The following is a 15,873-nucleotide window of genomic DNA, read 5'->3' as shown; positions in this document are numbered from 1 at the left end:
ATTCTATTCTTCTCTTTCCCATCAATTCCCATCAAAATAAACTGGTTTGGATCAAAAGTGAAAATAAACACCATGAAATTCCCCTTGCCATTGATATCCAAAAACTGTTTGAAGTAATCAATGCTTTCACTGTAATCAATAACAGACACAGTTCTAGAAAAGGGGAATGAGGAGATGGAATACAGCGTCTTATTATGAGAAAGCTTACCAAAATTAATATTGAAATCAATGAAATCTGGAGGAATTATATATCCAAGTTCCTCTTGTAAATCTCTAATAAAATTAAAGTCTGCTGAAACTACTTCTTCATTTAGGTCAAATAGATTAAACATCATTCACAGTTTTTTAAATAGCTACCGACATCAGCTGGACTCGGAAAAACGCTGCCAGCCCCTTTATTGTGTATAGTCTTTCCGCCTAGATGGGTAGCAGCATATTGCCCATGGTTTAATCCTGAGGGGACTAGCATCATTGTTTTTCCATCTTGGTGATGATGCCAAGTGTAATTTATCCCACTTATTGTGGCTGGAAAATTCAAATTATCATCTCCCACTATCGATCTTAGTATTGTGTTTGCAGCATTGTAGTCACTTTGATGGCTACCTTCAAATGAACCTATATCAACCACAGCCTCAATTAAATTACCATTTATGGGATTTGTAAACCTTTCTACAAAAGGCGAGAAATCAGGAAAACCTAAATCGTCATAACAAATCTCAATTTTGTTCTTGTTGTATTTTACTTTTAAAGCATCTGCGTCGGGACCATTGTATATATGTTTTGATCCGGGAGTTTTTATCAAATGTGTATTGTTGACGCCCTTATCTTTGAGAAAGTTTCGGACTTCAATGTGACATGTATTATGCACCACAACCCCCACCCCACTCACCAAAAAGTTATGCACCTCCTGCACCTCCAGATTATACACCCGCTGCGCCGGGGCGGGTCGCTTGCCCGTGAGCGTCGCGCTGCCGGTGTGGGTCAGGACTTGCTCGCCTATGGCTAGCTCGCCGGCCAGGCGCCAGTCTTGGGCGGTGGTGGAGTAATACCGACGATTGAGAGGCTTGCCGCGGCAAGCTGTCTCAATGTCGGCATGTACGCCGGAAAGTAGTTTGCTCCTGCCCTGATAAGCTGCGCTTCGTCAGTGGCCGATGTCGCAAACCACTTTATCGGGCGCACATAGGGTGGCTGGCGGTGACGCCCAGGGTGTCGCCGCTGTCAAATTCCAGGGTCCAAACGTCATTGGACTGGTGTATCGACTCGGAACGGAGCGTTTTGTGCGAAGGCGCAAAACCGACGCACGAGTTGATGCCGACACGAAGTAAGTTTGGGGCACAAAACTACTTTGTCGTCGGTATAAAGATACCGGTTACCGGGCGGAAAACAAAGCCTTTGCCGGCGTCTTCGTCTTCGGGGCGCTTTTGGGGGAGGAGGTGCTTGATGGTGGTGATGCGGAAGGGGCATATTAGGGCGCAGGACCGTCCCTATTCGTGTTTCTTCTTGTCATTTTTGGCTTTACTGATTCTTAGTATTACCGCAGCGCACGGCGTCCGCCGAAGCTTAGCGGAGGTGGAGAATTAGCATCATTGTTTTTCCATCTAGGTGTAAATCTATGGTCCAACGATTGAAACTTATCGATCAGCTCCATGATGATGACAAAAAAATATCTTCCCCATCATCGACAAAATGCTCACCAATAAGAAGTTCAAAGACTTCTTCAATAAAAATATGGCTTCTCTTTAAATAGGAGCAACCTCATATGATTTCTCCCCCACCATTTCCTTCAGGTAAATAAAGTCCATAGGATCTATAGACCAAACCGAAGCCACTTCATGAGCTGAAGTAGGATGAAGCTTCTTTATTTCTTTTGGTACTCTACCTTTTTTAAATTCCTCGTCTTCTGTTTTCCAGTACCCAAAAATCATTTTACCATTATTGGCTTTAAAGTAACCGTCGATATTATGCTTGCCATGATGTTCAAAATATTGGACTTCGATAAATTTCGTGCTTAATTTTTGAAGTGTCTTACATAAGTTGGTCAATGCCTCATCTGAAGAGCTTTCATTTCCCTTAACTAAAGAGTCAGGTAGATTATCTCCAATCAAAAAGATCCATCCAGAATATGATGGTGTAACGATAATGTCGCAACTATCAATTCCATCCTTAAGGCTAACCTCTTTGGATTTTTTCAGTTTTAAAGTTTCCAAAATCAAACCTTGATCCTCTTCCCTAAATGCCATCCACCGAATGTAGTCCAAGTCGTGGCCTTCAAAAAACCTCTTATTTCTATTAATATCTATAGCTGGAATTGGTAGATGTTTTTGAGGATCGAATAGTTCTTTAGACTTATAGTAAAAATATCCTCCCAAATCATCAGCTATACTCAGAAGTGCTTTATACACCTGCGGCAAATATCGCTCCTTAACATCAATATCAACTTTTCCTTTTTCCCAATCCCAATTTAAAACTCCGTAAATAAACCCTTCAATTTTCAATATTGCATAGCCATACGACTTGATTTTGGAATTTTCATGCTCATGAATTGAGACAATGTGATTATTATTTTCAACAACATTTATCCATTCGGACTTGCTAAACTCACCAGCTACCTTTCTAATCTGCATCCATTTCAGAGATTGTGATTATCAAATTATTCTGTTCACTTGGCGGCAACTTAGATTTTATTGAATTGATCCAATCGGTTTGATTTATTTGCGATATGTCCTCAACAATAATATGTAATTCGACATCATCTATATTCCCAATCACATGCGATGGATTCTGACAATTTGGACCTGGTTTGCAATTCGGAAAACTTCTTTGAATTTTTCTCTCACTTAGCTTTCCAATATGGTCAGCATTGCTATTAGCCCAATCCGTACCATTAGTAAGTTTTGTTGATTTAAGACTCACAACCTTATTTCCTTTATGAAAATCGATCAACCAATAATTATCATACCCTAATCCTCCATCTCCCTTCCCCGTAAAACCCCAACCTTTGCTAGACGAGTATTTCCCCTTCCGCATTACCTTTTCAATAATATTACCCCTTTTGAAAATTTGCGGGTAATCCTTGAGCTCCCATATTTCCGACTTACTTCTTTCCCCTGATGCATATTTTGCAGCTTCATCCCAACAACTATTATGCACCACAACCCCCACCCCAGTAACCAAAAAGTTATGCACCTCCTGCACCTCCAGGTTATACACCCTCTGCGCCGGGGCAGGCCGCTTGCCCGTAAGCGTCGCGCTGCCCGCGTAGGTCAGGACTTGCTCGCCTATGGCCAGCTCGCTGGTCAGGCGCCAGTCTTGGGCGGTGGTGGAGTAGATAGGGTGATTGGCGGTGACGCCCAAGGTGTCGCCACTGTCAAATTCCAGGGTCCAAACGTCATCGGACTCATGTATAAAGATACCGGTTACCGGGCGGAAAACAAAGCCTTTGCCAGCATCTTCGTCTACTGGGCGCTTTTGGGGCAGGAGGTGCTTTATGGACGTGATGCGGAAGGGGCCGGAGATGCCTTGCTCGGGGAGGTTCATGTTGACTATGGCATCGAGCTGGTAGTTGTTTTGGGTGATCCAGTCGGTGTGGAGGGCTAGCTTGGCTATGGAGGTACCGTGGACTTGCTCGAAGATAACTTCGTGCCAATTGGTATCGTCTAGTTTGTATTGATCTCTCTGTCTTTGTTGAGGGCTGGTGTAGGAGTCTTCACTAAGCGTACCAAAGTAAAAATCTTCATCTGTCGATACAATTAAATTATTCTGCTGGTTTACTGTTTCATGTGCAACTGTCCAGCTTAACAAAGGAACCTCTTGTATCGGTAACGCCATAAAAGGCATAGTTGCTGCTAAGGCGTAAGTTTTACCTGAGTTCGTAAAAGAATTACTAGCCATTAACACCGGGGTGTCCTTTATGAAACATCCCTTACCTAAAATTTTACACCGAACAATTTTAGCTCCCAAGCCTACAATATTGGCGGATTGATTAGAAGCCTTAGATAACATTGCGCCCACTGATGATCTAGGGCTTTGTATAATCCCTTTGAGGTAGCTAGCAATACTAGTCAGATATCTCCCTCCTTTCGCAGCGACGCTGCCTCCCCCTGAAAAAACAGTTAAAATCACATCAAATGCAACTACTCCCACTCCATAGCCAGCATCGGGAGTTAAGGCTAATAATTCATTATTGAACCAATCTAATATGGCTTCTCCTACACCAGTAATAATACCAAGAAAAGCATTATAGATGTTTGTTGCAGAAATTTTTTCAACAATCTGGTTATAGACATTAACAAGCTCTTTAATTGTTTGAAGAGCAATATCAATATCTCCTTCAATTTTTTCAAAAACAGACGTTAGGCTTTCATGCTCTTGATAATGCACCCATAAATCTTTACAATATGCGACAGTACTATCCCAAAAGCCTTTCGGCACTGCATATAAATCGTATATTATCTTTAAAGTAGCGATTAACCCATCTAATACCCCTACGGCAATACCTAATTTAAACTTATTAGCAGTGCTCTGACCAGAATTCTTTACAAACTCAAGAAGGCAGGTTTTTCCCCATTGAGCATTTAAGGAACAATTTAAACTTCTGCTCTCTCCTCCTCCCCCTTGTAAAGCTACGCCACCACTCGTTTCAATCTCTGGCATCCATTCATTTAATACAGTCTCTACGTAATTGCTGACTATTATTTCTGCTTCTATCTCAGTCAGGTTATTACGAGACTTGACATAGATTGAGTCGCTTTCTCCTGCACTTTCATTTCCTCTTCTATGATGAACCCACATCACAAAATGTCGACCGTCTCCCAAGAAAGATTGTTCAGCTTGATCAAGTTCTGAGATTGTATTGTCACTATCTGTGACAATATATGAACGATTAAAATTTTCAAGTATAAAGTTGTTTCCACCTGCCGTAGATGAAATCATATCGCGCAGCAAAATAGGGTTGCCGTTTATTGATACCTCTAATCCAGTATAGTCATATACATAATCACTAGGATTGATACCTGCCCCAAAATATACCCCATTGCTTGCTCTATCATAGGTTTCGTTTGTCTTGACTGCATAACTTGTAAACCCGGCAATTCCCATTGCGTCCCCAAGGTTAAAAGTTCCTGCTTGCAAATTTTCAAGTGCTGTCTTAAAAAAGGCCAAACCCTTCCTTTCAATCGCAGCATTATTAGTAATATAAAACCCTTGGGCTTCTCCTTCTTCATTGATGGCTTTAAGTATCTCGTTCCTTATAGCTTCTCTTTCAAATGGGGAGAGGGCCCCAAGGACGCCGCCTCCCTGTGGGAGCTTTAGCTCAACCCTATATTTCAGTATTGAGTTTTTTGAATGATCTTTTGCGATAAGCAAATAGCTGGATAACTCTTGATCAATTGCAGCCACAGCATTCTCATGTACTTGGTCGTAATAATCAAACGGGTCCACATAAGCCAATAATGGATAATAGTCATGCCCTATAATGTGAAAATCTGACACTCCTATATCTTGTAAAATCGATTTTATATTACAAGCTTAAGATTCCAATATTGAATTATATAAATTATCCGCTGCTCCGCTATCTGTTTGACGAATTTCATAACACTGCTGCTGAGAAAACACAATGAGTGTTTTCGCCAAAAGAAACAAGAACAACAAAGCATTTTTTTTAGAAAACATATCATTTGCTTTTAGCTCAATAGTCCATTTTTTCTATCTCTTCAGAAAAAATATGACATCTAAGGCCTTATAAAGAATAATCTAACAAAGAAGCGCTCTACTGAATGAACAGGCATTTTCAAAGCTTCTCCACCACCACCACCCGGCGCACCCCATCCACCACCACAGTCACCCAGTAAAGCCCGGGCAGCCACTTTTCAGTAGGCAATGGGTAGGTGTGTTTGCCGGCAGTGCCATCGTAGCGGGCGGTGGTGATTTGCTGGCCGAGCGCATTCTGTACGATAGCCGCTATGGGCGTGGCAGCGGGCAGCTGCAGTTCCAGTTGCAGCCAATCGGTTACCGGGTTCGGGAAGACGCGCAGGGAGGACAGGATATCAGCTTCGCTAACTAGCGCCGCCTGGTCAAAGTCCAGCAGCAGGGTAAACCCATCCGCTTGCCCGCTGGGGCGGTTACCGGAGGACAGGGCGTAGTTGTTGACCCAGAGTAAGTAGGTCTCTCCAGCCTGCACCGTGACTGGGGACAGGTAGTTGCCATCGGCATTATCACAGCCAGAAGCGGCAGCATTGGTGTCTACATTTGCTTTTAGCCCCGTAGCGCCCATACAGGGCGTGCTGAATGCGGTAGCGCCTCCAATATTTGGCCCGGCGGCCGTGCAGCGTATAGCCGTGCGGCTCTGGCAATCGTCCCCTTCAACTTTGTAGAGGATGAAGTCGAGATCATCTCCTTCATTGAGGGGGATGAGGTCGAAGGCCAAACGGGCATTTACCGGGGCCGTAAACTGGACCCATGCCGGGTGAGTTGCGGGCAATCCTTCAGCCCGGCAGTCACTGGGCTGGGGCGGGGTATCTGCTGCTGCCCGGCTTAAGGACGGGACGGTGAGCATGGTTTCCTGTGAGCTGAGCACAGTAGCCTCCGCACAGTCCTGCGCCCAGTTCAACGAGGGCAACAGGAATAAAGCGATAAATAGTATTTGGAGTCGCATCATAGTCCTTTCATTTAATAGATCACAATGACTGATTCAGAGAGCGGGGACACTGCCCCATCAATGTACTGGGCTTCGACCCGGTAGGTATAGGCGGTCCCTTTCTTTAGCCCACCGTCGAAGAAGAAAAAGTGGTTGCCGTCAACGATGCCGGAGTCGATCCCAGACTGTGCACCAAAACGTTCCTGGATTTTCTGAAAGACTTCGAGTGTAACGACGCCTTCATCCGGCCTGACCATACGGTAGGGCCGTAATACCCCATCGGATGCGGAACGGTATATTTGGTAACCATAAATTCCATCTTGTTCAAGGAACTCCCAGACCAGCGCAGCTTCTCCACGGCCATATAGGTATTGTTGGCCTGGCCGCGCACCTTGTGGGTTGTTTGGCAATACACTACTGGAAGGATTGACCGTTAATACAGGCAGATTGGTTAGCACCGCAGAATCTTGTTCTAAGATCGTGTGTATAAGTAAGCGCAGATCCAAAATCTCACCCCGAACCGAGCTCGCTAAGGGGCGGGCAGTCAATATTTTAGAGCTGGACTTCAGCCCAGCATCATCTACGGCCAGTAACCGGTAATCGTAGTTGTATTGATAGGAAGCTGTGGAGTCTTCAAAGTAAATGGGTTCCCCTGCTTGTAAGGTGGTGAGGGTTTCCCATAGGTAGCCTTGGTTTTTCTTGCGCTGCAATTCGTGCTGTACCAGGTCATCACTACTGCTTGCGACCCCTTCTATTTTCAGGTAGCCGATCCGGGGCTCAATGTCATCCCCTGAAATAGTTTGCCCCCCCTAAACCTCCGCCACCAAATCCTTAGGCACCCATCCCACCGTCGTATCACTCAACTCCACTTTATACCAGCCGCTTATTTCATCCAGTATAGTCAGGGTCTCGCCACCGTAGAGGGTCAGGACGGGCTCACTTTGGGCATCCGGGGCCACGTGCAGGGGCGTTTCTTCTGCCATCAGGACGGCTTTGTGGTGGTAAAACTCCTGCTGCGCCCGACCGTAGGCGAAGCCAAAGGGCAACAGGCAGAGGAACAGGGCGGTAACGCCTGCCAGGAAACCGGCTTTGCGCTGCCGGCGCTGAGGGGCAAATTGCCAGACGGCCAGCCCGCCTACGCCCAGCCAAAACAGGAGGAGGCCGAGCACGGCCCAGCCCCGGGTGCGCATCAGGTGCTGCACGGAAAGCCAGGTGCGGACGACGCCCGATTGCCGGATTTGAATATTCGAAGATTCCAGTTTTTCCTGTACCAAAGCCAGATTGGACTGTACCTGCTCATTGGCGGGATCGAGCCGGAGGGCGCGCTCGTAGTTGAGGACCGACATGGGCAGATTGCCGTTGCGGTAGTAGGCATTGCCGAGGTTGTAGTAGAGGCCCACACTTTCGTACCCATCGGCACGGAGGGCTTCGTACCGGCTGATGGCGGTTTCGTAATCTTTGTCGTGGTAGGCATTATGGCCGGCTTGCAGCAGCTGTTTTGGTGAAGACTGTGCGGCCAGCAGCCCAATGCCCATTCCAAACCATGCAATGAATACCATCCACTTTTTCATCATTATTGCTCGTCGTTTTGTTTTTCTGGTGTTGGTGGTTGCTCCGTGGTGACTGTTGGGGGAGTGCCAGGTAATCCCTGTTCCGGAGAGTTGGCTGGGGGAACGGGCAGGCCCTGTCCTTTGGCAGGATCGGGGGGAACGGGCAGGCCCTGTTCCGGAGAGTTGGCTGGGGGAACGGGCAGGCCCTGCGCAGGGGGCGCAGCGGGGGCCTCAGCTGGTCTTTCCGGAGCCTCTTTTGCTTCTTCATCCAGCCCCATGGCGGAAGGGGGGACTTCCAGACTGTCCTGCGCCAAAGAATCAGCCACGGGGGCAGCGGGTTTGGGGAGAGCCTTCAGTACCCGTTTTTTCTCCGGGCTGAACAAATCCGGCAGACTGTCGGGCCGGTATTGGGTTTCCCAAAAGAAGCCTTCCAGTTTGAGCGTGCTGTGGTTCGTTTGCCCCATCGGCAGCATCTCGGCCTTGGGCTGATTGAAAAATGTGATCTTTTCCACCTCATTGTTCCCGAAGTACAGCATCATCTCGCTGCAGATGGTTTTATTGACGCCTACGTAGCCGCCATCGTCATCCAGAGCGTAGTACACGGATTCCGCGTTGCCGTTCACTGCCATCCGCCGGAGTTCTTCTGCTTTGAAAAAGGCGGTCACGTGCTTGCCTTTGACCTGATTGAACATAATCTCATCCGGAGAATTGACAATCAGGGCGTTATTGCGAAGGAAAATGCGGTCAATACTGCCCTTGTTGAGCAGGATATTAACGGTATCGGCATTGAACTGCGAGGTATCCGCCCAGACGATAGGCTCCCGGAACAGCCGGAAGGTGGAGTCTCGCGTACTGTACGACAGGGAGTCGCAGATGGCCTGCATATCCGTTTTAAAAATGCGCACATCAGGATAGGCCCGCAGCAGACGGGCACTGTCGGTGACAAGGGTTTCCGTGATGAGGGTATCGGCAATGAGGGAGTCTATGACCAAGGTATCCGTAACCAGGGAATCCGAAAAGAGCGTATCAACGGTGATAACGGTCTCCACAATCAGGGTATCGAATACGTCTTGCAGCGCCAGCAGGGTATCGGATGCCATAAATAAGGAGTCGCCATCCACAATCGTGATGAGCAGCGGCCGGCCATTGCGCCCTCCGAAGGCTTTGAGGTAATCCGCTTTCCGGTCATAGTCGGCCGTATCGCACATAATGGTCAGGTCTTCGGAGGTGTCCCGCCAAATCACAGAGCCGGTGGCGATACCAATGCCCCGTTCCTCGCTGTAGTCCACCTGATCGGCTTCCAGCAGCTGCGGCGGATCGCTAATGCGGGAGCGGCCGCGGGTGGAATAGGTCTCCTGTTTGGCATCGTAGACGATCTCATCGGCGGCGATGTCCTGTTTGTCATCTTTGTAGCGGGCATTGCCCACGAGTACCGTGCGGTCGGCTTCCTGACTGTACTCAATTACATCGGCGGTGGCTTCCCGTTCGTTTTCTTTGAAAATGGCGTTGCCGCGCAGGATGTACACCTCCCGGCTGCCATCGTAGCGGATGGTATCGGCCAGGGCCAGTTGGTCGCCCTTTTGGTACTGCGCGTTTTTGGTGAATTCCGCTACGTTGTTCTCGGTATCGTAAAAACCATCTTCGCAGTACAGCTTGGTGGTATCGCTGTCGATCAGGGTGGGCCCCAGAAAGTCCACCACTTTGGTCTCCGTATTGAAGCCCAGGGTGTCCGAAAGCAGTGTAAAAGCCGAATCGATCACCACGACGCTGTCTTTGAAGTAGATTTGCCGCTCATCTACGTAGTAATAGCCCTTTTTGCTGGTCAGCTGCGTGCTGTCGAGGGTAAGGGTGGCGCCATTATCGTAAGTGGCCAGCTTGAGGTTGAGGTCGTAGGTCAGGCGGTCGGTGAAGAGGCGCTGATCGCCCTTTTCCAGAATGACATCCCCGTAAAGCTCGGCTATGCGGGTCGCCCCGTCGTAAACGGCAGAGTCTGAGAAAACATTGAGAGAATCCCCCTGCTGAATGATCACATCGCCATTGGCATACACGCGGGTTTGGTTCTCGATACGGGCGGTATCGCAGTACATGTACACGCTATCCTGCCGCAGCTCGACGTTGCCATTGAGCTTCTGAATAACCGTATCTCCCGACTGAATGTATTCAAACAGGTCGGCGTGGTCGACTTCCACTTCCTGTTTGGCCGTGTCCTGTGCCGGAGCGGCGGGCTGTTGCCCAAATGCCGGGGCAGCCACTAGCAGCAGCAGTACGATACCGTATATTTTCGGGTTCAATAATGGCATAGCTTCTTCCATGAGGTGCAAACTTCCGACTTTCCCCGCACTTCCCTGCGAAAAACGGGCTGAAATCTCCACGAAAACGTTGAGAAAGGCCCTCCCGCTTGCTTCCCGGAACGGGTTAACCCTTTTTTAACGTTGTGAAGAGGCAGACCATCGCCAAAATCAGCTCAAAGAACCAGATTTGTGAGGACTCCCCCTCCATATAGGTTGTAAATCCCCCATTCGTCAGTATATTTGTGCCCTTACAAAACTACAGCAATGAAAGTATCTCTGAACTGGCTGAAAGAGTATATCGATATAGACCATAGCCCTGAGGAAGTCTCGGCTATGCTCACAGGTATTGGACTGGAAGAAGAAGGCATGGAGCGGGTGGAAAGCATCCGCGGCGGGCTGGAAGGCGTGGTCGTGGGGCATGTCCTCGAATGTGGCCAACACCCTGATGCCGACCGCCTGTCCCTGACCAAAGTGGACGTAGGTGGGGAAGCGCCCCTGCAGATCGTCTGTGGTGCGCCAAATGTAGCGCAGGGACAAAAAGTGATGGTGGCTACCGTGGGGACAACTTTGTACCCCGTTGGCAGCGAAGAGCCCCTCACCCTCAAAAAAGGCAAGATCCGCGGGCAGGTATCCGAAGGCATGATCTGCGCGGAGGACGAACTGGGCACCGGCACGAGCCACGATGGCATCCTGGTGCTGCCGGAAGACACCGCAGTGGGCACCCCCGCACGGGAGTACTTCAATATCGAAATCGACCACGTTTACGAGATCGGGCTAACCCCCAACCGCTCGGATGCCACCAACCACCTGGGCGTAGCCAAGGACCTGGCAGCCTACCTCAAAGTCAACCACAGCCACAACGACGGCGTGCACCTGCCCTCCGTCGACGGCTTCAAAGCGGATGACCAAAGCCTGCCGGTCAGCATTGAGGTGGAAGATGCCGAAGCCTGCCCACGCTACGCTAGCGTGACGCTAAAGGGCATTACTGTTAAGGAGTCGCCCAACTGGCTCAAAAACCGCCTGCTTTCCATCGGGCTGCGGCCCATCAATAATGTGGTGGACGTGACCAACTTCGTGCTGCATGAGCTTGGGCAGCCCCTCCACGCCTTCGACCTGGCGAAAGTCAAAGGCCACAAGATTGTCGTAAAGGCTTTGCCGAAAGGCACCAAATTTACCACCCTGGACGAGGTGGAGCGCGAACTGACGGGCGAAGACCTCATGATCTGCAATGGCGCCGGCGAAGGCATGTGCATCGCTGGCGTGTTCGGGGGCATAGGCTCCGGTGTGACGGAAAACACCACGGATGTCTTCCTGGAGTCCGCTCACTTCAGCGCCAAGTGGGTACGCCGCACAAGCATGGGGCACAACCTGCGCACCGATGCCGCCAAGGTTTTCGAAAAAGGCAGCGACCCCAACATCGTAACCTACGCCCTGAAGCGGGCCGCCCTGCTCATTAAGGAACTGGCTGGCGGTACCCTTTCAAGCGACATCACCGACCTCTACCCCAACCCGGTCAAACCGGTGGAAGTGAAGGTCAGCTACGCGCACACCAACCGCCTGATTGGCATCGACATTCCCAAAGCCAAAATCCACAGCATCCTGGAGGCCCTGGAGATGAAAATCCTGGCAGACGATGGGGAGACGTTCACCGTTGCAGTGCCTACCAATAAGTCGGACGTAACGCGGGAAGCCGATGTAATTGAGGAAATCCTTCGCATCTACGGTTACAACGAGGTGCCTATCCCTGAGCAGGTCAAGACCGGGCTCAACATCGCCCCTCAGCCCGACCCCAACCTGCTGCGCGACAAGATCGGCGACTACCTGGCAGCCAATGGCTTCAACGAAATGATGGCCCTGTCCCTGTCCCGCTCGCAGTACTACAAGGAAATTTTCGAAGGGCTGGCCGACAACAAGCTGGTGTACATCAACAACACCTCTACCGTGCAGCTCGATATTATGCGCCCGGATATGCTTTTCAGCGGGCTCGAAGCCATTCTGCACAATCAGAACCGGCAGCAGTCGCGCCTGAAGCTGTTTGAATTTGGCCGTACTTATCAGCACGGAGAGAACAAGATCGACGAGCAGCAGCACCTGAGCCTCTTCATGACCGGCGAGCGCCACCCGGAAACCTGGCTGGGCGTACGCGAAGGCGATGCGGATTACTACGCCCTGAAGGCTTTTGTGGAAAACATCCTCGCCCGCTTCGGGCTGCAGGGCTATCAGGAGACGGCGCTGCGGGACAACAGCCTAGCCTTCGGGCTGGAATACCACCGCGGCCCGCAGACCCTGGTCCGCTTCGGCAAAGTCAACCCCAAGTTGGTCAAGGCGATGGACATCCGCGGGGAGGTCTTTTACGCCGATTTCAGCTGGGACAACCTCATGAAAGCCCGAAAAAAGTATAAATTATCCTACGAGGAGCTGAACAAATTCCCAAGCAGCCGGAGGGATTTGGCCCTGGTTATTGATAATTCTGTAAAATTTAGTGATATTGTGGCGATTGCCCGTAAGGTGGGCAAGAAGCTCATTAAGGATATCAACCTTTTTGACGTGTACGAAAACGAGGAGCAGCTCGGCGCCGGGAAAAAGTCCTACGCTGTCAGCTTCACTTTTGAAAACCCTGAGAAAACGCTCAAGGACAAGGAAGTGGACAAGGTGGTCAATCAGCTGATTGCCGACTATGAGTCCAAACTTGGTGCTACGATCCGTCAGTAAAGGCAGGGTAGTATGATGACCCAAAGTCCCAAAATGAACTTTTTAGAGCGCATTGACAATATTGAACTGAAAGTCCGGCAGCTCGTGCAGCGCATGGCGCGCCTGAAGCAGGAAAATGCCGGGCTCAAGGAAGAAAACCAGAAACTCAAGGCCGACCTGGACCGCCAACGCGGTGCAGTGAGTGCCTTAACCCATAAGTTGGAACAAACGCAGCGGTCCCTGGACACGCAGCGGGAAGGACAACCTGAGCAATCAAATCAGCTGAAGCAACAGCTGGAAACATACATTGAAGAGATCAACGCTTGTATTGAGTGGCTACATAAGCAATAGGAATGAGCAGAGGGCAAGACAAGGAGATGAAACATATTACCGTGCTGATTGCCGGCCGGCCGTACCCACTCAAAATAGATGTGGCAGATGAACCTGCCATCCGCAAGATCGTCAAAGAGGTCAACGAGAAAATCAACCGTTTTCAGTTGACCTATACCAATAAGGACAAACAGGACTGCCTCTCGATGGCGCTCCTGACCTACGCGGTCGACTTGCACAAAGCTAAAACCTCCGGGGGCAATGACCCTGCCCTTTCCGGTAAACTCTTTCAATTGGAAGCCTTGCTTGATCAGGTGCTCGACTAAACTTTCCCGATGCGCGGTATCCTGCCGCCCGTTTTTCCTGAAATATTGGAATACCCCTGTTTTGGCGTAAGCCCGCTGCTCCTGAATTAGGTGCACATGAGCTTCGCCAGCCAGGTTATTTATACACCAAATGCAATTCGGTGGCCCGGAGTACCCCTGTTATCCTACAGGCAAAGTATCAAAACCACCGCATCACAAAATCAACACCAATTATGGATATAGGAATAGGAATCATTATTGGGTTGGTCGTTGGAGCCATTATTGGCTACATAGGCGTTCAGATGGCCCTTAAAAGTGCCAAACAGAAACGCATCGACGAAATCAACTCCACCGTGGACCAGGAGGTCAAGGAAGCCCGGCTCACGGCCAAACGCCTGATTGACGAGGCAGAGATCAAAGCAGAAAAGATCACCTCTCAGGCCGAAAACAAGAACGAGAAGATCAAGCAGCGCAAAATTCAGGAGGCCAAGGAAAAATTCAGCCGCCTCAAGTCTGAATTTGAAAGCAGCAAAGCCGATCAGATGGTGGAGCTGAAGGAGCGCAAAATGGAAATCAAGGAGCTGGAGTCTGACCTGCGCCAAAAGGAAAAGAGCTTCGGCGATAAAGTCAAAGCCCTGGACAATCAGCGGGCAGAACTGGAACAGCGCGAAGCAGACGCCATCGCCCTGCGGGAAAACCTCGAGAAGCAGATCAAAGTCATGAACCGCAAGCGCGAGGAACTGGAGACCGCAAGCGAGCGCCACATCAAGGAACTGGAAAAAGTGGCTAACCTGAGCGAAGCCGAAGCCAGGGAACAGCTGCTCGAAGCGGTGAAAGCCAAGGCGGAAACCGATGCTATGGCCCTGGTGAAAAACTCCGTGGAACAGGCAAAGATCACCGCCAACAAGGAAGCCAAGAAAATTATCATTCAGTCCATTCAGCGCATGTGCGCGGAGTATACGATTGAGAATACCGTTTCGGTCTTCAACCTCGACTCCGACGACCTGAAGGGGCAGATCATTGGCCGGGAAGGCCGGAATATCCGGGCGCTGGAAGCCGCTACCGGAGCGGAAATCGTTGTGGATGACACGCCGGAAGCCATCGTAATTTCCAGCTTTGACCCCATCCGCCGGGAAGTGGCCCGCCTGGCGCTCAAGCGCCTCGTAGCCGATGGCCGTATCCACCCGGCACGCATCGAGGAAGTGGTAGCCAAAGTCCGCAAGCAGCTCGACGAGCAGATTGTGGAAATCGGTGAGCGTACCGTTATCGACCTGGACCTCCACGGGCTTGACCCTTACCTCGTGAAGATGGTCGGCCGCATGCGCTTCCGCTCGTCCTACGGGCAAAACCTGCTCAAGCACTCTATCGAAACGGCCAACCTCTGCGCCATCATGGCTGCCGAGCTCGGTCTGAGCCGCAAGCAAGCCAAAATGGCCAAGCGGGCCGGCCTGCTCCACGATATTGGCAAAGTTGCCGAGGAAGAAACGGAACTGTCCCACGCCCTGCTGGGCATGAAGCTTTGCGAAAAGTACGGCGAACACGCTGCCGTTTGCAATGCCGTAGGCGCCCACCACGATGAGGTAGAGATGAACAACATCCTCTCCCCTATCATTCAGGCTTGTGATGCCATTTCCGGTGCCCGCCCCGGTGCGCGGCGCGAAATCCTCGAAAGCTACCTCAAGCGTATTGGCGAGCTGGAAGAACTGGCGATGGAGCACGAAGGCGTACAAAAAGCCTATGCGATGCAGGCCGGCCGTGAGCTGCGCGTCATCGTAGAATCCGAAAAAGTAACCGATCAGCGGGCCGACGAGCTGTCGTTCCAGATTTCTCAGAAAATACAGGACGATATGCAGTACCCCGGGCAAATCAAAGTGACTGTCATCCGCGAGAAGCGGGCGGTGGCTTATGCGCGGTAGGGCATAACTGGTTACCTGGTCAAGCAATCCCCTGTCCGATGTATTTGGGCAGGGGATTTTTTGTGGTGCTCTTTTGCCGGTATGCAAGGATTGCCATCAGATGGTTCAGCAGTAACTCCTCCATACCCAAAAAGACAGACCGCGCTATATTCAATG

General features: G+C 50.2%; 13 protein-coding genes. 5 read left to right on the top strand and 8 right to left on the bottom strand.

Features of this window, described 5'->3' with window-relative positions:
- Together IX84_RS12355 and IX84_RS12350 are read right to left on the bottom strand one after the other, a co-directional pair.
- Nucleotides 1-335 (bottom strand): hypothetical protein (locus IX84_RS12355; protein WP_152605025.1); only part of this gene is annotated, 335 nt, incomplete at its 3' end.
- Entirely contained in the window at nucleotides 332-904 is a 573-nt protein-coding gene (locus IX84_RS12350) for an HNH endonuclease (protein WP_160213757.1), read from the bottom strand. The genes IX84_RS12350 and IX84_RS12355, both read right to left, overlap by 4 nt.
- Between IX84_RS12350 and IX84_RS33720 the strand changes: the two genes are divergently transcribed.
- Nucleotides 863-1,006 carry a hypothetical protein gene (locus IX84_RS33720; protein ID WP_173426304.1) on the top strand — a complete coding sequence of 48 codons (144 nt, stop codon included), beginning with the start codon at nucleotides 863-865 and terminating at the stop codon, nucleotides 1,004-1,006. The two genes, IX84_RS12350 and IX84_RS33720, sit on opposite strands and share 42 nt — an antisense overlap.
- Before the next feature lie 733 nt (nucleotides 1,007-1,739).
- Here IX84_RS33720 and IX84_RS12340 read toward each other — a convergent pair.
- The 6 genes from IX84_RS12340 to IX84_RS12315 all read right to left on the bottom strand — a co-directional run bounded on the left by IX84_RS12340 (nucleotide 1,740) and on the right by IX84_RS12315 (nucleotide 10,496).
- The gene (locus tag IX84_RS12340; RefSeq protein WP_044220897.1) at nucleotides 1,740-2,624 is read right to left on the bottom strand and encodes a hypothetical protein; all 885 of its coding nucleotides are present in this window, start codon (nucleotides 2,622-2,624) and stop codon (nucleotides 1,740-1,742) included.
- Nucleotides 2,614-5,490: a Hint domain-containing protein gene (locus tag IX84_RS12335; protein ID WP_044220894.1), complete on the bottom strand. Its 2,877-nt coding sequence runs from the start codon at nucleotides 5,488-5,490 to the stop codon at nucleotides 2,614-2,616. Before IX84_RS12335 ends, IX84_RS12340 begins: the two co-directional genes overlap by 11 nt.
- 298 nt (nucleotides 5,491-5,788) lie before the next feature.
- Entirely contained in the window at nucleotides 5,789-6,655 is an 867-nt protein-coding gene (locus tag IX84_RS12330) for a T9SS type A sorting domain-containing protein (RefSeq protein ID WP_152605024.1), read from the bottom strand.
- Between the two features lie 11 nt (nucleotides 6,656-6,666).
- Nucleotides 6,667-7,344, bottom strand: coding sequence for a fibronectin type III domain-containing protein (locus IX84_RS12325; protein WP_044220889.1), 678 nt, complete (start codon nucleotides 7,342-7,344; stop codon nucleotides 6,667-6,669).
- 99 nt (nucleotides 7,345-7,443) lie between these two features.
- Nucleotides 7,444-8,208, bottom strand: coding sequence for an SH3 domain-containing protein (locus IX84_RS12320; RefSeq protein ID WP_044220886.1), 765 nt, complete (start codon nucleotides 8,206-8,208; stop codon nucleotides 7,444-7,446).
- Nucleotides 8,208-10,496: an OstA-like protein gene (locus IX84_RS12315; protein WP_044220883.1), complete on the bottom strand. Its 2,289-nt coding sequence runs from the start codon at nucleotides 10,494-10,496 to the stop codon at nucleotides 8,208-8,210. Before IX84_RS12315 ends, IX84_RS12320 begins: the two co-directional genes overlap by 1 nt.
- Nucleotides 10,497-10,739: 243 nt before the next feature.
- Between IX84_RS12315 and pheT the strand changes: the two genes are divergently transcribed.
- The 4 genes from pheT to rny all read left to right on the top strand — a co-directional run bounded on the left by pheT (nucleotide 10,740) and on the right by rny (nucleotide 15,717).
- Nucleotides 10,740-13,187 (top strand): phenylalanine--tRNA ligase subunit beta, encoded by a 2,448-nt coding sequence (gene pheT, locus IX84_RS12310; RefSeq protein WP_044220880.1) that lies wholly within the window; start codon nucleotides 10,740-10,742, stop codon nucleotides 13,185-13,187.
- A 12-nt stretch (nucleotides 13,188-13,199) separates the two neighbouring features.
- Nucleotides 13,200-13,517 carry a coiled-coil domain-containing protein gene (locus IX84_RS12305; RefSeq protein WP_160213755.1) on the top strand — a complete coding sequence of 106 codons (318 nt, stop codon included), beginning with the start codon at nucleotides 13,200-13,202 and terminating at the stop codon, nucleotides 13,515-13,517.
- 2 nt (nucleotides 13,518-13,519) lie between these two features.
- Nucleotides 13,520-13,822 carry a cell division protein ZapA gene (locus tag IX84_RS12300; RefSeq protein WP_052287835.1) on the top strand — a complete coding sequence of 101 codons (303 nt, stop codon included), beginning with the start codon at nucleotides 13,520-13,522 and terminating at the stop codon, nucleotides 13,820-13,822.
- Between the two features lie 212 nt (nucleotides 13,823-14,034).
- On the top strand, nucleotides 14,035-15,717 hold the full coding sequence (gene rny / locus IX84_RS12295) for a ribonuclease Y (protein ID WP_044220874.1): 1,683 nt from the start codon (nucleotides 14,035-14,037) through the stop codon (nucleotides 15,715-15,717).
- The last annotated feature ends 156 nt before the right edge of the window (nucleotides 15,718-15,873 follow it).

The organism is Phaeodactylibacter xiamenensis, from assembly GCF_000759025.1.
GTDB classification, from domain to species: Bacteria; Bacteroidota; Bacteroidia; order Chitinophagales; family Saprospiraceae; genus Phaeodactylibacter; species Phaeodactylibacter xiamenensis.
The sequence above is the reverse complement of the archived record's forward strand: the minus strand, read 5'-3'. Positions and strand labels throughout refer to the sequence as shown.